Origin of the sequence: Shewanella gelidimarina (genome assembly GCF_023283945.1) — a bacterium.
GTDB classification, from domain to species: Bacteria; Pseudomonadota; Gammaproteobacteria; order Enterobacterales; family Shewanellaceae; genus Shewanella; species Shewanella gelidimarina.
In genome coordinates this window covers 120,436-140,429 of the sequence record NZ_JAKIKW010000012.1, presented here as the reverse complement: position 1 = coordinate 140,429, position 19,994 = coordinate 120,436, and the positions used below count along the sequence as shown (strand labels likewise).

Here is a 19,994-nt window from a genome sequence, read left to right as displayed (position 1 = left end):
TCAGGAGATGCACTAACTTCGTTTGAAGCCATCATTTGCGTTTCTCCTTGAATAAAGTTCTTCAAATCATCTTGCAACGGGAGACCAGCTAGAAGTCAGCTCGCTTTCGCGTCAGATAAAATCAGTATCCGCATCATTACAATGCGGCATTCGCTTTTTCTAGCCTCCTTTACCTGCATTACTATCGGTAGCCTTCGCAGGCCACTTTCCCCAAGGGGGAGCAATACAGGCTTACCCTGTTCCGTATGTCGCGCAATGTCAGGTTAGATGCCCACTATAGTGCGAAGAGTTATTTGATCACGAAAGAGCACTGTCCAATCTCTTTCCAACTCTCGTGCCTTTTGGCCACAGCGTATAAACCACTTCCGCTGTTTCTCATATAACGCACCTTAAATGGATTCACTTACGTTCATCATACTGACACCCTAGCACTTACCCGATTGTGGTTATCAGGAGGAACATCCTCTCACGATTCTGTTCCCGTCCAATGGACTTCGTTACATTGTCAGACTCGCTGCTTTATTCAGAGTCTTAGGGTCATCTGGTGATACAGATGGTTCACTCTTATCGGGGTGAACAGCGCTTCATACGACCTCAGGTCGCACGGATAGGAATTAGTTAAACCCAAAGCTCTAATGTTGGCGACTAGCATTAACAAATAATGTCTTAATTTTAGAAAGACGATATCAATCTAATTTTTAATGGCTTTAAGGCATTAATGCTTTTCAGCTGAGGGTTATTATAAAATCGAATGCTTTCGATGTTATTATCCTTGGCACCGATCAATATAAGATCTTGATTATATGAAACATCTAAAGCACTTATCCCAGTATTATAGATAGTTAACGCTGTTAAATCCTGCAGGTTAGACAGGTCAATATTGGTAATGGGGTTACCCGTTAAGGTCAAATCACGAATGCTTCGAGCATTGCTCAGGTCAATGTTTTCAATTAAATTATTTTCAAGTTTAGGTACCTGACATCAGTACCATCGAGTTTAAGCGCTTTAATATGATTGTTATTTAAAAAAGCATGATCAAGCTTAAGTAAATTTGAGAGATTGATTTCCTCTACGGCATTTTCGTAGACATATGACAATCCCAATGAATTAGTTACTCAATTTCACAGTTAACCTGGGGAAGATAGAATCAAATAAAACGAATAAGCCACACATGCTAGTTGGCAAGCTTTTGCAGGGATATCGATACTTTTGAATGTTCAATTTTGGATGTTTCAGGAGGAAAGGCGAAGGTAGAATGAACTCTTTGAGCGAGAGCCATGGAAACCTTGATCAAAGTAGGTTATTGTCGGTAAAACAAAGGAATGCTAGCTGCCAATGAACAGCAAGAGTCAAGGATGAAGCATTAGCCAAAGGGTCACTAAACAAGGTTCTTATCATTAAGTACCGACTCAAAGCGCTAAAGCCTTCCATTTTAATCTCACTAAAGCATTTCAAACTACAAATAGGATAGCGGGTCTGAATTTTTTGATATTTGAAAAGTTTGCTCTGCCCTCACTTATCCATGACCTCACTGATTAAAAATTAATAAAGTAAATAACATAATGAAAAACACTACATTAATTAATTTTATACAAAAGTTATCTTCTTTACAGCGTGTAGTTATTCAAGCTCATGATTTCCCAGACCATGATGCGATTGCATCGGCCTATGCAATGTCATACCTACTTAAGGAGCTGGGGATAGATTCACTCATTGTTTATAATGGCGAAATTGATCGGATCTCTTTATCCAATATGATTGAGTGGCTAGATATACCAGTAACGCATTGCAGCAAAGCTCAGTTAACTCCTATGGATAAAATTATAACTATCGATGGTTGTATTGGGGAAAGAAATGTCACCGATATGCCAGGGGAAGAAATTGCTGTTATTGATCACCATGTTGTGACGCCGCCAAAAAACTTATGGTTTTGTGATGTGAGGGAAAACTATGGGGCAACTGCATCAATAATATTTGAATATTTTCAGGCTTTAAATATCAATATCCCTAAAAAAGTCGCTACTGCGCTGCTCGTTGGTCTTAAGATTGATACTGCACATTTAACCCGTGGTGTTTGTTCTGCGGACCTAAAAGCTTTTATTGTGTTTAATCAATGTGCAGATCTAGCTTTAGTTAATAAAATTTGCCGAAATGAAATTACTTATACAGAGCTAAAATTGTTTGAGCATGTTTGCCAGTCTGTTGAACAGAATAAAGGGGTAGGTTTAGCAACCGTCTCTATAGACTGCCCTAAAAATATGTTGGGAATTCTTGGAGACTTCCTACTGACTGTCAACGAGCTTGATGTCGTTGTCGTGGCACAGTCTAATAATCAAGGGATACAATTATCGTTACGGTCAGAATGTGAACATGTCGATGTTGCTAAAATTATGAGAGAACAATTGAACTTCAAAAATATAGGCTTTGGGGGAGGACATCCACACATGGCTGGCGGCATTGTTTTTAAAGATTTTTTTGATAAATTTGTCGATAACGAAAACGTTCATTTATCTCCCATCATCGATTCAATTTTAACATTGAGAAGTTTGAATTTAAGTACAACCCAATAGTAAGTAGCATCAAAGTTCAGACAAAATATGTAGCTATATCCTTTAACTATATTTGCTTTGTAAAGGGAGCTTGCACATGCTTAGAACACCAAATAATGAGTCCTATTTAAGCATCACTAAGATTTAAAAATCATTGAATATATCCGTCAAGCACCCCACAAAGGCATGGCTATTGAAAGTGTAATGCCTAGGCCATGTGGGGGTGTTCGTATATGTCTTTGTTGCTCATCTGTATAAATAAAGCCAGTTAGTCACCGTCAAGTAAACGAATAAAGGCCCTTTGCTAATCTTTAGCAAGGGGCCTTTATTCGCTGTTAACCTAGTTGAACGCGATATCATGTAACATACTGATAAAAAATAAAAATCATTACTGCTCCATACTAAAATTTAGCCATTCCAGAGTATTTAACACCCGATAGTTCTGCCATCTCTTTATTCCAAGTGGCAAGGTCGTGTTGGTTGAATTTGTTTAAATCATCATGGCCACACGCTCTCGACATCACTTGCATCAGCTCAACTGAAGCTTCAAAGAAGTTCCGCAACTGCTTTGATGCTTTAATCACATTAAGCCTTTGTCTTAGATCCGCTTTTTGAGTAGCAATTCCTGCTGGGCAGTTATTGGTATGACACATCCTAGCAGCGACACAACCAATCGACTGCATCGCACTATTTGATATCGCAACGCCATCGGCTCCCAACGCCATTGCCTTAACAAAATCCATTGGAACACGAAGTCCGCCGGTGACTATCAAGGTAACTTTTCCACTAACACCTTGTTTATCAAGATAAGCTCTGGCGCGTGCTAACGCGGGAATGGTGGGCACACTGATATGATCTCTAAACATCTGTGGTGCCGCTCCAGTACCACCACCACGGCCATCGAGAATGATATAGTCAGCACTCGCATCTAACGCGAATTGAATGTCATCTTCAATATGGTTGGCGCTGAGCTTAAAGCCGATAGGAATGCCTCCCGTCACCTCGCGCACTCTATCAGCAAACTGCTTAAAATCTTCTACGGTATGCAGATTTTTAAAAGTGGGTGGAGATACTGCTGCCGTTCCCGCTTCGATCCCCCTAACCATGGCAATTTTGCCAATATTCTTATTACCAGGTAGGTGGCCTCCCGTACCCGTTTTAGCGCCTTGCCCGCCTTTGAAATGGAACGCTTGCACCGTTTTCAACTTGGACTCATCATAGCCAAACCCTGCACTGGCATATTCATAGAAATAACGAGAGTTTGCCGCCTGCTCTTCAGGCAGCATCCCGCCTTCACCTGAACATATCCCCGTTCCGGCCAATTCTGCTCCCGTGGCCAGTGCAATCTTGGCCTCTTCAGACAAAGCACCAAAGCTCATATCTGAAACAAACAATGGAATATTTAATATAAGGGGTTTTTTCGCTTGCGGGCCAATCACTAACTCAGTGCTTACTGAGACATCTTCCTGCAATGGTTTTTTTGCCATCTGTGCCACCATGACTTGCAGATCATCCCAGTGAGGAAGCTGATATCTTGGCACCCCCATCGACGTCATTGGACCATGGTGTCCCATCTTAGATAGCCCTTCACGTGCGAGCTGATGGATAAACTCGACCGTCGGTTCTTCTTTGGTAGCCGTAGCGACAGGAGCCTCGCCTGTGACTTGGATCTGCAGCCCTGGGCCTTCATGCCCTACTTGCTCACTAGAGAACTGCTTATGAGAACCATCACAAAAGGGTAAGGTCGCGCTGTGTTTACAGCAGCAAAGGTAGGCATCGCCGCTATCTTGAGCTATAAAACTCTTAGGTTTGAAGTCCGTTCCAGCATGAGAACCATCACAAAAGGGTTGGTTTTTAGACCGACCACAGGTACAAAAATAATATTCCTGATCTTTGGTCAAATCGACTTTGATCGGTTTGTTGTCCGCAACAATAGGTTTACTCATGTTCCATCCTTCTAATTATAGTATCCACTTTTCATGGCTTATCTATAAGGTTAGAAGAAGGATAACCTCTTTGGTATTTCTAAAAAAAGTATCTCTTATTCAAGGTGATTAAATGATCCGTTGGCTAGAAGTCATCAATAAGGGCAACGATAGGCACTAACAAGCCATCCATGCTACTCATTAAGAAAATGCAGCGGTCCTAACATGCTAATATCCCATAGCCTGTTACAGAGAAAACTAATTGTCACTTTGTGTTCCAGGCTCCGAAAGTGAATCAGAGCCTGAATCACCATCGCTAGCCGCCCATACCACCGTGCATGCCGCCGTGATGGCCACCATTACCATTCCCGCACTCATGTACCGTCTGCTGACCGCCCTGTGTTCCAGTCTCTATGGTAATTGAACCAGAATCTTTAAACATTACAAAAGAACCACTGCTGATATCATCGGCGATTGGGTCATCTAAATGCCCTAAACAGCTGTAGCCAACCCGATAGTTTCCGGCTGGCAAGTAGCCCATGGAAAAGTGCCAGTTACCGTCGATATCCTGCATCATAGGACTTACCGCTGTAGGGGCGGTGAAACTCGCTGGCGGATTGGTTCCCATATCCGCCATTTGGTTTATATTGGTTACCTGTTCTGGGTACAGGTAGGCCAAATGGTTAAATTGGCCTCCCGTCGGGGTCAGATCCGTGTAAGCCGTCTCACAATCGGCAATCCATTGGGGGTCTACCTCACCCAACAAGTGGCCCATATGGCTATTATCGATGGACCACATAGCCTCATGGCTTAAGTTGTATTGTCCCTGCTCCTGAGACAGGCCACGATACAAATCAATTTCCATGGTGATGGCAAGATGCTGCCCAGCGACAATCTCAACATCTGAAACGGGCAGCTGTCCATTTTCAACATGCAAACCGTGACGCCCCTGACCATCTTCAACATAGCAGCCCTGATTGCCATCGCCCTGATGAATGGTGACATAAGCATCATGGTATTGCCCTGAGGGCAAGTCGATGCTATCGACCATAAGATGGCTATCAATCCCCTGATAATCGAGTAGATTAAATGCCATACTCTGTAAGTCATGCCTATGGATAACGCCCGCGGCGTCTGTCATGACCAGTTCCCCCATGACCATACCCACATGGGAAACGCCAGTCATAGGTGAATCAGAAATGGCTAAAGAGAATTTACCCTGAGGTAATTTCGGCGCCGTCACAGTGCTATCACCATCACTACCACAAGCCCCAAGCCAAAAAATCGAGGACAACACCAACACTGTTTTACAAATCGTCATAACGCCCCATTATTGAACCTATACATTTCCACAAGCATAACCCTTTAGGGGTATAAGGGCTGACTTTTTTAACTGTAAAGATGATACAGATCAATATGCAACATACGGGTACATATGATTTGTTACATCTACTTGTAAATAAAGGGTTTTGATTCATGCAAGCAATAATGCAGGTCATATTAAAAGAATAAAAAACCACTTTTACGGCGTATTTATTCGACGACGGTATTACAAATCAAACAAAAAACACCATTTGCAGGATGATAAATTTACCAACCCACTATATCTACTGAGGTTTATTCCGGCGGCAGTGTCGGTGAATTTATTCTTATCTATTGCAGGTAAGTCGGTGGATTGTGGATGGTATTAGCAACAGCAAGCACCATTCATGCCCTCATGGTAGCGTTGCTCTCTGCACTATAAGGTACCCCGCCACTCACCCTGTGAGCCTAATAACAAGCTGATCCCTTGTTAGCAGTCATAAGCAACGAGTGATAAGCCCAGCGTCTTGCGATAATCGCTACCATTGCCATCTACGTCGCTATGCTTCTTTCTCCCACTGAATTTGATAATTGTCTAAAAAGCAAAAGTGGTTTGCCCCGCGGGTCATTGTTGGTTCATTAAACAAAACATAGAATAGCCCCATCTTGTTAAGCAAGCCCCAAACTATTCTATTAAAAGGCATCAACCATGAAAGCAATGATCATTAAAGAAATCGGTTCAAGCGACGTTTTTCAATTAGTAGAAAAAGCAAAACCAACATTAAAATCAGGCCACATGGTTGTTGAAGTAAAAGCAACCAGCGTAAACCCACTTGATACTATGTTACGTTCAATTGAACTGCCGTGGTCTGCCAACTTACCTGAAGTATTACACGGTGATGTTGCTGGTATCGTTGTTGAAGTAAGTGAAGATGTATCAAACTTCAAGATTGGTGACGAAGTTTACGGTATGGCAGGCGGTATTAATGGTGTTGACGGTGCACTAGCAGAATTCATGTTAGTAGATGCACGTTTAATGGCGCAAAAGCCAAAAACATTAACCATGAAACAAGCGGCGGCATTGCCACTCGTTGCGATCACATCATACGAAGCACTTGTACACAAAATGAATGTACAAGCTGGCGATAACGTACTTATTCATGGTGCAACCGGTGGCGTCGGTCACATCGCAGTACAGCTTGCAAAAGTACTTGGCGCAACAGTGACATCAACTCATTCACCAGCGACTGCTGAACTAGCGAAAACAGTCGGTGCAGATAACCTAGTTGATTTCACAGCAGAAACAGTGGCTGACTATGTGCAAGCACACACTGGCGGCAAAGGTTTTGATAAGATCTTTGATACGGTAGCTGGCGAAAACATTCAAAAGTCATTTGAAGCAGCAAAATTCTATGGTCATGTAACAACAATTTTACCCATTGAAAACGTACTGCAAGTGGCCCTTAAAAGCTTATCATTCCACAGTGTATTAATGTTGATCCCGCTATGTCACGGCATTAACCATGAATCACACGGCCGTATCTTAACTGAAATTGCAGCATTGGTTGATGCAGGTAAGATCACGCCAATCATTGATGACAGCAATTTTTCTATCTGGGAAGTAGCACAAGCACATGATCACCTAGGATCAGGTAAAGCGGTAGGTAAGATCACGCTGACAGCATAATGATACTGACAGTGTAAATTCTCTGAATGTCTAAAAGCCCCACAACCTCTAGATAATAGACGCTATGGGGCTTTTATATTCCTGTATATTTATAACCAGATATTTCTATAACCCGCTCTTTTTATAACAGGGTTATGTCTAAAAAGATTAGGGGCTATTGATCTTTCGAGCTTAGTTTTTGTTCGATTATTCCCCGTAAGGAATAATGATTTTAGTACAAGGCTTGAGCGATGCTTTAGCAATCTAAGCGAAAAGCGCGTAACGCATTCTAGTCATAAAAGATTAAAAGCATTGAAACGAACCCAAAGGGCCGCGCTTCTTGGCTATTTTTACGGTGTTGTAGGTTATTTGTGGAGAATGACTAAACGACATAGCCTCCGCCTTGTCAAAATAGCCAATAAACTGCGGCAAAAACAACCGTGAAAGATCAACAGCCCCTAATCACTATCTGCTGCCATCAAGCCTAACAACGCTTGGCTTGCTTGTTTAGGAGAGGCGGCATGACAAATGGCTGATACCAGCGCAATCCCATCAACTTGGGTTGTCGCTATCTGTCTAATGTTAGCGTCATTTATTCCACCAATAGCAACCAGAGGCAATTGACTCTCTTGTACCGCTTTTGCTAAGCCTTCAATGCCCCACTCTTTAATGATATTCGTCTTCGTTGGCGTCGAAAAAATAGCACTGATCCCAAGGTAATTAACGGGTAAATTTTGTGCTTCATGTAACTGTGTTTCATTTTCAACAGACAAGCCCAATATCATATCAGCGCCAATCAGATCACGAGCAACAATAGCAGGCATATCCGATTGCCCCAAGTGCACCCCATCGGCCTGAACCGCCAATGCTACATCGACTCGATCATTAATAATCAATGGCACACCACTGCCTTGCAATACCTGTTTGACCGCAGCCGCTCTTTCGATAAACGCGCGTACATCGCCGTGCTTTTCACGTATTTGCACCATAGTAACGCCACCTTTTATCGCCTCAGAGACGACTTCGCATAACGTATCAATGTCTTGCTGATCATCGGTCACTAAATACAGTTTATAAGGGTTATTCATACTGTATTGCCTATGCATTTACGGAAAATTTTAAACGACGGGTCAGTGTTTCTTCGTCTAATTGATAAAGTGCATCCAGCAAGTTCATTTGCAAACTGCCTGGGCCTGCTGATTGCTCTGCTGCTATTTCACCCGCCACCCCAAGAATCGCCGTCGCTGCTACGCCAGTATCATCACCAATCGCAGCGAAAGCCCCTATTAATGCCGTATGAGTACAGCCCATTCCAGTCACAAAAGGCATCATCGCGTGACCATTATTCAATTGATATTGCGTATCAAGGGTAACTACATAGTCGGTTTCACCAGAAATAACGACGTTACACTGATACTCTTGTGCCACATAACGCGCGGCCCCTAATGCGGCATCACTGCTGTCTAATGCATCAACCCCTTTGCTTTGCGCGTTTTCACCCGCTAATGCGATAATTTCAGACGCATTACCGCGAATGATCAGCTTATTCGCGGCATCTGCAATGTGGCGAGCTGTTTGCGTACGAAGTTGGCTCGCACCACAGCCAACAGGATCAAGTACCACCACTTTATTATTGACATTGGCTTGCTCAACAGCAAAATGCATTCGCGGTGTCCAAACACTGTCTAACGTACCAATGTTAATCACTAAGGCACCTGAGAAACTCATCATCTCTGCCATTTCTTGTTGGCTATGCGCCATGATGGGTGATGCACCTAACGCTAATAAGGCGTTCGCTGTATTGTTCATCACAACGTAGTTTGTGATATTCACCACCAATGGTTTGGTCTCACGCAGTGTCGCCAATGCTGCAATAATTTTTTGCGTATTCATGACTGTCATGATGCTTTCCTATTTTGTATTTGCAGTGCCCATTTAGGCCCCGTCGAGACCTTGTTGCCAAAATGCGACTTCCATTCGAGTGGCGGTTTTAAAAATATGACATAAACGCTGGCCTCGTTGGCTGTTTATATCAATATCAGCCAGCAGTTCATCCAATTGTGTCATGCTTTTTTGAACAGCAGATTGGAACTCTTCTCCACCGTACATCTTGATCCAATTAGCGTAAGGATTACCCTCAAATATCGTTGATCCACTTGCTAATAATTGCGCGCCAATTACAGCATATCCCTTTGAACATGGCGCTAGCGCGGCATATAAATCAATCACATCACCGGACATTCCCGTATCCAACACAAAACGCGTATACGCCACCGTGCCAAAGGCTTCGGGTTCCGCTTCCATCTCAGATTCTGAAATGGCCCATTCAGCACAATACGTTAGGTGATGCGCGATTTCTGAATCCAATAACGCTTGCACATTCGGTAATGCCATGCGCATTTCAGCTAAGGTTCTCGCTTTATAAATCGCCAAGGCATACGCTCGGGCATATTGCTTTAAAAACAGAAAATCTTGTTTTAAATAATGTAAGAAAGACGAATGAGCTAACTCGCCGACTGCTAATGTCTTCACAAAACGGTGCTCAGTATATTCATTCCATTCACTTTGACACGCTTGAATTAAGTCTTGATGATTCATATTTTTCTCTAAATTAAAAAGGGAGCGCCGCTTACAAAACAGGTACAAAATCTTGTGCTTTAGGCAGCGTTTTAATGATCTTATGTTGATACATGAATGCAGAAAAACGATCATAGCGTTGTAAATCAACGGCGGCAGGACGCAAAGCAAAGCGCGTTAATGTATCGTTCCATGCTCGCTTATTTAATTCATTATTCAAGGTGTCTGGCGCGTAAGAAACGAAGGTTTTCCATGATTCTTCAGGATGATTAACAATAAATTGTGTTGCCTTTTCAATTGCATGATTAAACATCTTTAAAGCTTCTGCATCATAGGTTTTTGCATTCGCCACAAAAACCAGTTCATCATACGATGGCACTCCATGCTCCTCAGGAAAAAAGGATTTTGCTTTATAGCCTTCTAACGCTAGTTGATTGGTTTCAAAATTACGTAATCCTCCCCAAATCGCATCAACTTTACCCGATGCTAATGATGACGATAGCGCCCAGCCAACATTGATAATTTTTATCTCAGAGAAATCCACACCCTCTGTTTTTAACATGGTGCCAATGGTCGCTTCTTCGTTACCCGCAATCGAGATCCCGACTTTCTTACCTTTTAAATCAGCCAGTGAGTTAATGTTTCCATTATCAAGCACCATTAAGGTGTTGAGTGGTGTCGCAATGAGTGTCGCAGAGCGGATCAGTGGCAAACCGGCAGCCACATCGATGGTTAAACTGGTTTGGTAGGAGATCGCTAAATCGACATTATTAGCGGCTACCAATTTGGCCGGCATGCTGGGATCCGCAGGCTCTTGAATGGTAATTGTCAAGCCTTCGTCTCTGAAATAGCCTTTTTGTTGAGCAATAATCACAGGGCCATGATTTGGATTAACAAACCAATCCAACATTAGTGTCATCGCTTTATCGTCAGCACTCGCCATTAAGGAGTAACTTGCAATAAGCACAGCCATCGCCCCTTTAATCATAACTTTTTTCATTTGTTTACATCCCTTACGCTATCAATCTATTTATCGTGTTGCCACGGTATGAGTTTTTGAATCAGTACATCTACGAGAAAATAAAGGCTGACGGATAAAGCAGCAAGAATGAATAAGGCGGCAAACATTTCATCAATCATCATTCGAGCATTGGCTTGCAGCATTAAATAACCGAGCCCTTCACTTGAGCCGACCCACTCCCCTACCACGGCACCAATAGGCGCGACCACGACAGCAACGCGGATCCCTGACGCTAATGCAGGTAAGGCAGCAGGCAAGCGAACGTGTTTAAGTAACTGCCATTTTGATGCGCCCATGGTATGCGCTAAATCGAGGTAACCGATTGGGGTATTACGTAAACCGTCGTAACAACAGGTCGTCACAGGAAAGAAGATAATCAGCGCCGCCATCACAACTTTTGACGCAATACCGTAACCTAACCACAGCATTAAAATCGGTGCGATAGCGAATACCGGAATGGCTTGGCTCGCAATTAAAATAGGCAATAACCAACGTCGAAGTGGCTCAAATAGCAGCATTTGGAGCGCAAACAGTAATCCCATAGAAAGGCCCAAACCAAGACCAAGAATAATCTCTTGTGCGGTTATCCATGAATGGGCTAACAACACATCGTAACGCTGTATTAGTTTTTCAAACACCGCTATCGGACTCGGTAAAATGAAACTGGGCAACGCGAAAATCACAATAATAAACTGCCATATCGCCAGTATTACAGCAGCACTGACAATAATCCTTCCTATGGATTTAGCGCTTTTCTGTAACGCTTTTGGCTCAGCCTCCTCCATTTTTAAAACAATCATTTCGGGTACAATGTGTTTGACTGAGTGCTCATGATTGATTGAAAGTGGCTTAGACATAGTCAACTTCCAACGTATCAATGATCTGTTGCTGAAGATCCGCTAACTCCGCATCAAATTTTCGTGGAATGCTTGAGTTTGGCACCGGTAAAGATACCGCCGAAGCTGGTTGACCTTGCATGATATAAATCGCATCACTCAATCTAAGTGCTTCTTGGGGATCATGCGTGATGAGTAATACTGTTTTCCCCGCCAAAACTTGTACTGCAAGTGCTTGCAGCCGATGACGGGTGACAGCATCTAACGCAGAAAAAGGCTCATCCATTAATACCATCGGCTTGTCTTGCATTAACGTTCTTGCTAACGCCACACGCTGACGCATTCCTCCAGACAATTGCGCAGGCATACTCTGTTCATGCCCTTTCAAACCGACACGCTCTAGCAGCTCAATCGCGCGGGCTTTATTGATTTTAAATTGAGTGTTCACCGAAAATTTATGAGTAAAACAGACGTTATCGAGTACGTTTAACCACGGCATCAATAGATCTTGCTGCGCCATGTAAGCAATATGGCCTTCTAAGCATTCTCCCCCATCGATGTGAATGTCACCCGACCACATCACTTTATCTGTCAATAAACCAGCCATATAACGCAAAATTGAAGTTTTACCACAACCACTTTTACCCAATATCGCCGTCCACTTTCCCGCAGAAATGGTCATGTTTAAACCCGACATAATGGCCACGGTGCTGTCTTTGTATTGCAAAGTGCCATTTGAGATAACCGCACCGAGGCTGTTATTACCTAAATCTGGCTTCACTACGACTGCCCTTGAGTGTTTAAGGCAAAAAAGTGATTCACTGGCCCATGCCCTTGTCCAATATTCAACTCATCAGCATGGGCAATCGCTTGAGTAATGTAGTGCTTACCCCGTTTTACCGCTGCGGGTAATTCATGGCCTTGAGCTAAGTAAGAGGCGATGGCTGAAGATAAGGTGCAGCCTGTTCCGTGTGTATTGCGGGTTTTGATCCGCTCCGTTGATAAACGCTCAACGTTGTCGGTAAGGATCAGTAAATCGGTGCTGTTGTCATCCGTTTCTAGATGCCCACCCTTTAGCAAGACTGATTTAGCGCCTAATTGACGAAGTTCGTCGATCATAGCGATCATTTCATCTTCGTTCTGGGGGACTTGGCAGCCAATTAACGCAGCGGCTTCTGGCAAATTAGGGGTAATGACATCGGCCAGAGGCAGCAGTTCCGATTTAAGGCTATCAATGGCAGAGGATTGGAGAAGAAGATCACCGCTAGTTGCGACCATAACGGGATCAACCACGAGATATTTAGGAGTGTACTGTTTAATTTTTTTAGCGACAGAATGAATGATATTTGAGTCACTTAACATGCCAACTTTTACGGCAATCACATTCAGATCAGAAAATACGGCATCAAGTTGTTGTTCGACAAACTCAGCATTGATGGGGTAAATACCCGTAACCGCTTGTGTATTTTGTGCCGTTAACGCCGTAATAACGGAGCATGCATAACCGCCAGTCGCTGAAATGGCTTTAATGTCGGCTTGAATACCGGCACCACCACCGCTGTCTGAACCGGCAATGGTCAATACAATAGGAGTTGTAACGAATGGAGTTAAAGATGCTGTGGTGACTAATGAAGACATATTTATTTTCCCTAACTAACAGTCAGGAAAAAACAGTCGTGTGAGAATAAATGCGCCAAAAGGAGCTATCTCATCAAAAGAAACGGATCAGGAAGTACGCCTCAAAATGACCATTAGTTCCCTACGTCAGTATTAACTGAATCAGGTTCAACGGGTTCATTTTTATGATCTCAGCCTATTGGCTCCCCGACTAATCACTACACACTATCATTAATCGATTTGTAAAGAGCATGCTTTTTGATAAGAATGCTAACTGAGTTAACTAATTATCATCTTATGCATTCAATGTGGATACTAATTAAACAATCATCAGCGCAGTTAGAAAGCCTTGACGCTTCGTCAACTTGCCATGCCAAATAAGACATCCCCACCCTTGGCGGACAGATTTAGGAGGTACGAGTCCACGGATGGACGAAGGTAGAATAATGCAGGAGCAATTATCGAGAGTCATGAATGGAGCAATTACCGAGGATGCCAGAGCCGAGAATAACGATTAGCTACAATCCCCCATCTTGCCTGTAGGGCTTTGAATTCCCGCTGAATGGTCAAACTTTTAATGCAACGGGTATTACATAAGAAAATATCGGATTTATTAATCTGAATAAATGATGAGTGAGTAACGGCGCTAATAAGCGTTGGGGAATGTGAGTGAGTGCCAATGCCTGATGGGTGTCCGAAGGGGCTAGAAACGAAAAAAGCCTCATCTTTCGATGAGGCTTTCGTCTTTGTGCTGGCGGAGTGGACGAGACTCGAACTCGCGACCCCCGGCGTGACAGGCCGGTATTCTAACCAACTGAACTACCACTCCTAACTCTTATAAAAACTAACTAAAGATTAGCCTTTATGCTATTCATTATGTCACTAATAAATAGTTTGAAACTTGACACTAAATTGGCGGAGTGGACGAGACTCGAACTCGCGACCCCCGGCGTGACAGGCCGGTATTCTAACCAACTGAACTACCACTCCTAAACTCTTATAAAAACTAACTAAAGATAGCCTTTATTCTATTCATTATGTCACTAACAAATAGCTTTAAATTTAGCACTTGATTGGCGGAGCGGACGAGACTCGAACTCGCGACCCCCGGCGTGACAGGCCGGTATTCTAACCAACTGAACTACCGCTCCACATCAAGTGCGATGAATAATACGTAGACTGCCAAACTCAGTCAATCATTTTTTGCTTCAACCATGACTAACCAGCTAAAAAATGACCAATCCCGATATTCAACGCGTTGCAACGGCTGTCGCGGTGGTTAATTACCCCGCTTTGGGGTCATCGAAATCTTCAGGCATCGATAAATCAATCTCGTCCAACGCTAATGTCATTTTCTGTTGCTGACTTTCTTTATCCATTCTCGCCTGCGTCGCAGCGAGTGCTTTCTTTAAGTTACTGCGTTTGCGAACAAACAACAAAACCAATATACCTAAAATAAGCAATACCGTATTCACGGTTATCAGCCAAAACACCGCATCTTCTTTTGCTGTGTTTTCAGCTTTTTTAGCTTGGATATCTGCTTTCGCGGCGAGTGCTTCAGCTGACGGTGGTGGTTCTGGTGGTTTAATAAAATTAAAAAACAATTCGGGTAACGTCAGGTAGATCTCTCGGCCATTTTGGGTGGTGCTGACCGCCGTGAGCTTTATTCTATAGCTGCCAAAGTCATTCACCTTGCGTAGGCTATACAAGGTCTCGGGGCTATTTATTTCGGCAACAGTGACTTGCAGACGCATTCCCGCAGGTCCTACGATTTCAGCTTCAACATGTGTCTCAGCCAAAACCAGTTCATTTTCATCTACATTGATCCGCAGATCCCACTCACCCGAATCAAGGTTTTGTGGGGCTACAATATCGACAGCAATGGGTCGAGTCGACAACCTAAAGGGCTCAGAATACTTACGCTCAAGCACCGCATTTTTAGCCATCACTTGCAGTGTATAGCTGCCCCAAGCCTGGGTTAGATTCAGTTTACTGGTGAATACACCGTCATCGGGTCGCTCATCTAATGACTCGCCATTATCCCGATAGGTCCCCACGATAACGCTACCGGCAGCAAAGTTTTCATCGGCTGGATTATTATCACTGATAAATTTTGCCGTCCAGCTCATTAAGTAATCTAACCCGGGTAGGCGTACCTTTTGCTCGTCACCTATCAAACGGGCGGTGAGTTTTAAGCGCTCGCCTTGATACAGCGGCTGTGGGATCGGATCTACATCAATGGACAGCACTGACACTTTATCGATGACAGAACCTTCAACCACCTTACCGATTAACTGCCAGGGGCCTGGCATTGGGTTTTTAATCGTGATCATGTCGCCGGTTAGGCCGTCCATCCATTTAACATGCTCAGGATGACGACTGATATACCACTTACTGCCGTCAGGTTGCACGATAATGACGGGTGAGCTGCCGTATTCACGATGGATAAGTAGCGTGACACTGTCGACCATATGGTCAATTCTAAATCGATTTTTTAACTCTGATGCCTGCGATGAAAGCATCACTTCGGCGACGGCACAATGAGTTATCATTAGCCCCAAATATGCCATCACCACACAAGCTGTTACGCGTTTAATCATAGAATGAGGTCTATCCCCGCCAAATACACTGTCCAGATTTAGCCACTAAATCGAGTCGCTCTTCATGTCTAGTTAGTTCATCGGCCGTTGCGCTGATCACTTTAAGTTTTGCGCGGTCTCTAGGCAGTTTATTTATGCCTCCGCCTTCTTGTCCTGCTTTTTCACTCGATAGGTTAAAGTTTGTTTGCCCACCGGTCATGATGAGGTAAACGTCAGCTAAGATCTCAGCATCGAGCAACGCGCCATGGAGATCACGACGTGAGTTATCGATGCCATAACGTTTACACAGAATATCAAGGTTATTCTTCTGACCTGGGTGCAGGTGCTTTGCTATCGCGAGTGAATCGAGAATTTGGCAAATATTCGCGGTTTTAGGCCCAACAGGCTGCAACATCGAAAACTCGTGGTCCATAAAGCTAACGTCGAAGCTGGCGTTATGGGCCACAATTTCAGCGCCATCGATAAACTCAATAAAGCTCTGGGCTATTTGATGAAATTTGGGTTTATCCGCCACAAACTCATTGGTGATCCCATGAACCTCAATGGCCTCTGGGTCGATAGGCTGTAACGGATTAATATATTCGTGGTAATGCCGACCCGTTAACTTGCGGTTGATGACTTCAACACAACCAATTTCAATAATTCGGTGACCAAGATGAATGGCACCACTGGATTGGTTCATACCTGTGGTTTCGGTATCAAGAATAATCTGACGTTTAGCGCTTGAAATAATATTCATGTGAATTAATGCATTTCTCAGTTAAATTTTTTGGGTATACTCGCCCGGCACTTTAGCTATGGTACCAACTTGATGACTGGACTGAAACAGATCTCTATCTTTACCGACGGTTCTTGCTTAGGCAACCCTGGACCTGGCGGCTACGGCATTGTAATGAAGTATAAAAAGCAGACCAACGAACTCGCCGATGGTTTTGCGCTAACAACGAACAACCGCATGGAGATGCTCGCGCCTATTGTGGCATTAGAAGCATTAAAAGTCCCCTGCCAAGTGACTCTAACTAGCGATAGCCAATATATGCGACAAGGGATCACACAGTGGATCCATGGCTGGAAACGCAATGGGTGGGTAACTTCTGCCAAGCAACCCGTCAAGAATGTCGATTTGTGGCAACGTCTCGATACGGTGTCGCAATTGCACAAAATCGACTGGCGTTGGGTAAAAGGGCATGCTGGCCATATCGAAAATGAACGTTGTGATGACTTAGCTCGCCAAGCTGCGGAGAAAAAGCCAACCCAAGAAGACCGAGGTTATCTTTTACAGCAAGGTTAGCGGCTAGGTATTGATTATCGCTAACTATCGGTGTTTAAAAAGTCTTGGCAAAAAGTGGTGAACGCGTTGCCAATAGCGCTGAATTTCCGGCTTTTATGATGGATTCGATAAAATTTTCGCTCAAGAAACAGCCCATCGACATTGATAACAGCGAGCTCTTTACGGCTGATCTCTTTTTCAAGGGTTAATTCTGAGAGCACGCCGAGTCCTGCCCCCTGATTCACGGCTTGTTTAATGGCATCGGGCGTTGAGAACCTAAACTTTTCTTGTGGCTGCATATCAAGCATGTTGGCTGCATTGACAAAACAATCACGGGTGCCTGAGCCCTCTTCTCTCATCACCCAAGACTGACCGGCTAATTCATGCGGGCTCACTGTTTTCCCCGCCAGAGGATGCGCTGGGTGGCAAAAAATGATTAAACGGTCTTTATGCCAAGCTTCAACGGTAATACGGCTATCGAGACACTGCCCTTCAATAAAGCCCATTTCGCTTCTAAATTCGAGCACTGCATTAATGACCGCTTGGCTATTATCAATATCAACATTAACCATTGTGTTGGTATGTTGCAGGCAAAATGCCACTGCACTTTTTGCTAATAAGTAGTTGCCTATGGTTGAACTTGCACTGACGTTAAGGTCACCGCCTAACTCAGTGCCTGCGGGAGAAAATGCATTTTCTATCTGATCTATTTTGTGTAGCGCATCGGTTGCCAGTGGCAGTAGCATACTGCCTTGTGAGTTTAGTCGTAGTCGATTACCAATCCGCTCAAACAGTCGAGTATCGAGTTGCTTCTCTAGCTCTGATAGTGCCATTGATGCTGCGGGAGAGGACAAGTTAACGATTTCAGCCGCTTTAGCCACTTGGCCACTGCGGGCAACGGCTTCAAAGATAGCGAGTTGTTTTAAGGTAATACGCATTAATAGTCTTAACCATTCATTTGATTGATTGAGAAGTATGTCCTGTTCGACCAGCACTCGGTGCTGTCGACCAATTGGGTTGCTTAACTTTTCGCTTTGCTCTCATAGGAGTGAGCGGTGTTTCTAGCTTTCTTGCCACCAAAACATAAAGGCTGCCAGTACTCGGTAACCAGGATTTTAAAGCATGAGACCAAATACTGTCACTTTTAACTTCATTTAACAGGTGATGGTGCAGGAGTCGCTCGTCGGCAACCACTTGATAACCTAGAAGACCAAGCCAATCTTTAACGCGAGAAGGCATAAAAAAGCGGCCATTCCAAGGGATCTCTTGTTGATGCTTTGGTAGCACTTTACCCAAGAACATTGAACTTAACGGATTAAACCCAACAATAATCAAATAGCCGCCCGAAATGAGGACTCGGTCGACTTCGCGAAGTAACCGATAAGGATCTGCCTCAAACTCAAGGAGAAAGTTCATCACCACAGCATCGACACACGCATTTTGAATTGGCAGTTGACTATAATCAGCCACGATATCGGCTTCAGGTTCATCAAAAAGCGAATACTGACAACTGACGCCAACACCGGTTTTATCCAGCTTGGCACTGAGTGGCCCTAGGCTTAGCATATAATAGCCAAACACCCTCGGCCACCATGGAAACAACGCCTCTTCTATACTTTCACGTATCACGGCACCGTTTGGTAATTCTGACCAATGATAAGGTTTTAGCGGAATACCTGTATGAGTCAAAGCAATCTCCTGATCGGCTGAAGCTCTACTTTAATGACGAAAGCGGTATACAAGCAATAGCTTTGATAAGTAAACTTGTTTTAACGCTCAAATTATCGGGATTTACTATGTTAACAGTCACTCCATTACCCGCTTTTGATGACAATTATATTTGGGCACTGCAAGTTGCTCATATCCACGGTGCCTATGTTGTTGATCCCGGTGATGCTAATGTCGTTATCGATTTTCTTGATCAGGCCCAGATGCCTTTACTGGGTGTACTGATAACGCATCACCATCATGACCATACTGGTGGTATTGCTCAACTCCTTAGTCATTATGGCAGTAACACCCCTGTTTATGGACCTTTAAAGGAAAATATTGCAGGTGTAAATCAGCCCGTTAGTGCGACTAAAAACCTGCAGCTACACAATATTGAGCTAAACGCAGAGGTCATTGAAGTCCCAGGGCACACCTTAGGCCATATTGCTTATTTGATTGAAGATGTCTTATTTTGCGGTGATACTTTATTCAGTGCTGGTTGTGGCCGTTTGTTCGAGGGCTCGCCTGAGCAAATGTTAGCGTCGCTAACGCAGTTAAGTAACATCGTCGATAGCACCAAAGTTTGTTGTACTCACGAATACACCCTCGCTAACCTCGCCTTTGCCAATGCCGTCGACCCCAGCAATAAACAGCTGCGACAATACACAGAGCAAGCGCAGCAGTTGAGAGCCGCTAACACCCCGACGTTACCGTCGTCTATCGCCCTAGAAAAGGCAATAAACCCATTTTTACGCAGCCATACCGAAGAAATACGCAATTCTTTAGCTGATAAATTCCAACAACCTATAATCGATAATGTGAAAAGCTTTGCACTTCTGCGCCAATGGAAAGACAATTTCTAAAAAATACTCTATGATAACTCGCTAATCCAGCGCCACAAAGCCAGATATACTCTGGCTT

17 protein-coding genes, 3 tRNA genes and 1 riboswitch are annotated in these 19,994 nt (G+C 43.8%); of the genes, 4 read left to right on the top strand and 16 right to left on the bottom strand.

The genetic code is table 11. The features are described 5' to 3' along the window. Positions 1–1,562: 1,562 nt before the first annotated feature. A complete protein-coding gene (locus tag L2729_RS12140) occupies positions 1,563–2,570 on the top strand; it encodes a DHH family phosphoesterase (RefSeq protein ID WP_248988508.1) in 1,008 nt (335 codons plus the stop codon). Between the two features lie 380 nt (positions 2,571–2,950). On the opposite strand, the gene L2729_RS12135 is transcribed toward L2729_RS12140, so the two are convergent. Next, positions 2,951–4,495: a glutamate synthase-related protein gene (locus tag L2729_RS12135; RefSeq protein ID WP_248988507.1), complete on the bottom strand. Its 1,545-nt coding sequence runs from the start codon at positions 4,493–4,495 to the stop codon at positions 2,951–2,953. A 295-nt stretch (positions 4,496–4,790) separates the two neighbouring features. Next, positions 4,791–5,795 carry a DUF4382 domain-containing protein gene (locus L2729_RS12130; RefSeq protein WP_248988506.1) on the bottom strand — a complete coding sequence of 335 codons (1,005 nt, stop codon included), beginning with the start codon at positions 5,793–5,795 and terminating at the stop codon, positions 4,791–4,793. Positions 5,796–6,485: 690 nt separating this feature from the next. Here L2729_RS12130 and L2729_RS12125 point away from each other — a divergent pair. Then, complete coding sequence (locus tag L2729_RS12125; RefSeq protein ID WP_248988505.1) at positions 6,486–7,463, top strand: zinc-dependent alcohol dehydrogenase family protein; 978 nt, start codon at positions 6,486–6,488, stop codon at positions 7,461–7,463. 437 nt (positions 7,464–7,900) lie between these two features. Here the strand turns inward: L2729_RS12125 and thiE are convergent, their stop codons facing one another. The 12 genes from thiE to dnaQ form a co-directional block, all read right to left on the bottom strand. Next, the gene (thiE, locus tag L2729_RS12120) at positions 7,901–8,530 is read right to left on the bottom strand and encodes a thiamine phosphate synthase (RefSeq protein WP_248988504.1); all 630 of its coding nucleotides are present in this window, start codon (positions 8,528–8,530) and stop codon (positions 7,901–7,903) included. Positions 8,531–8,540: 10 nt separating this feature from the next. Continuing rightward, the gene (thiM, locus tag L2729_RS12115; protein WP_248988503.1) at positions 8,541–9,344 is read right to left on the bottom strand and encodes a hydroxyethylthiazole kinase; all 804 of its coding nucleotides are present in this window, start codon (positions 9,342–9,344) and stop codon (positions 8,541–8,543) included. A gap of 33 nt (positions 9,345–9,377) precedes the next feature. Beyond that, complete coding sequence (gene tenA / locus L2729_RS12110; RefSeq protein WP_248988502.1) at positions 9,378–10,040, bottom strand: thiaminase II; 663 nt, start codon at positions 10,038–10,040, stop codon at positions 9,378–9,380. A gap of 31 nt (positions 10,041–10,071) precedes the next feature. After that, entirely contained in the window at positions 10,072–11,019 is a 948-nt protein-coding gene (locus tag L2729_RS12105) for an ABC transporter substrate-binding protein (protein ID WP_248988501.1), read from the bottom strand. Between the two features lie 26 nt (positions 11,020–11,045). Then, positions 11,046–11,825, bottom strand: coding sequence for an ABC transporter permease (locus L2729_RS12100; protein WP_248988514.1), 780 nt, complete (start codon positions 11,823–11,825; stop codon positions 11,046–11,048). 64 nt (positions 11,826–11,889) lie between these two features. After that, on the bottom strand, positions 11,890–12,657 hold the full coding sequence (locus L2729_RS12095; protein WP_248988500.1) for an ABC transporter ATP-binding protein: 768 nt from the start codon (positions 12,655–12,657) through the stop codon (positions 11,890–11,892). After that, positions 12,657–13,514, bottom strand: coding sequence for a bifunctional hydroxymethylpyrimidine kinase/phosphomethylpyrimidine kinase (thiD, locus tag L2729_RS12090; RefSeq protein ID WP_248988499.1), 858 nt, complete (start codon positions 13,512–13,514; stop codon positions 12,657–12,659). Before thiD ends, L2729_RS12095 begins: the two co-directional genes overlap by 1 nt. A gap of 101 nt (positions 13,515–13,615) precedes the next feature. Then, positions 13,616–13,713, bottom strand: a riboswitch (TPP riboswitch). Positions 13,714–14,245: 532 nt separating this feature from the next. Next, positions 14,246–14,322 (bottom strand) — tRNA-Asp (locus L2729_RS12085). A gap of 84 nt (positions 14,323–14,406) precedes the next feature. Further along, positions 14,407–14,483: transfer RNA gene (locus L2729_RS12080), tRNA-Asp, on the bottom strand. Between the two features lie 84 nt (positions 14,484–14,567). Next, positions 14,568–14,644: transfer RNA gene (locus tag L2729_RS12075), tRNA-Asp, on the bottom strand. A gap of 132 nt (positions 14,645–14,776) precedes the next feature. After that, positions 14,777–16,093, bottom strand: a complete 1,317-nt coding sequence (locus tag L2729_RS12070; RefSeq protein ID WP_248988498.1) for a TIGR03503 family protein — start codon at positions 16,091–16,093, stop codon at positions 14,777–14,779. Between the two features lie 10 nt (positions 16,094–16,103). Continuing rightward, positions 16,104–16,832, bottom strand: coding sequence for a DNA polymerase III subunit epsilon (gene dnaQ, locus L2729_RS12065; RefSeq protein WP_248988497.1), 729 nt, complete (start codon positions 16,830–16,832; stop codon positions 16,104–16,106). 72 nt (positions 16,833–16,904) lie between these two features. On the opposite strand from dnaQ, the gene rnhA reads away from it, so the two are divergent. Continuing rightward, a complete protein-coding gene (gene rnhA / locus L2729_RS12060; protein ID WP_248988496.1) occupies positions 16,905–17,384 on the top strand; it encodes a ribonuclease HI in 480 nt (159 codons plus the stop codon). Between the two features lie 20 nt (positions 17,385–17,404). On the opposite strand, the gene L2729_RS12055 is transcribed toward rnhA, so the two are convergent. Together L2729_RS12055 and L2729_RS12050 are read right to left on the bottom strand one after the other, a co-directional pair. Further along, positions 17,405–18,301 (bottom strand): LysR substrate-binding domain-containing protein, encoded by an 897-nt coding sequence (locus L2729_RS12055; protein WP_248988495.1) that lies wholly within the window; start codon positions 18,299–18,301, stop codon positions 17,405–17,407. A 16-nt stretch (positions 18,302–18,317) separates the two neighbouring features. Beyond that, complete coding sequence (locus L2729_RS12050) at positions 18,318–19,052, bottom strand: class I SAM-dependent methyltransferase (protein WP_248988494.1); 735 nt, start codon at positions 19,050–19,052, stop codon at positions 18,318–18,320. Between the two features lie 107 nt (positions 19,053–19,159). Here L2729_RS12050 and gloB point away from each other — a divergent pair, with 107 nt between their 5' ends. Beyond that, positions 19,160–19,936 carry a hydroxyacylglutathione hydrolase gene (gene gloB, locus L2729_RS12045; protein ID WP_248988493.1) on the top strand — a complete coding sequence of 259 codons (777 nt, stop codon included), beginning with the start codon at positions 19,160–19,162 and terminating at the stop codon, positions 19,934–19,936. Positions 19,937–19,994 lie beyond the last annotated feature (58 nt).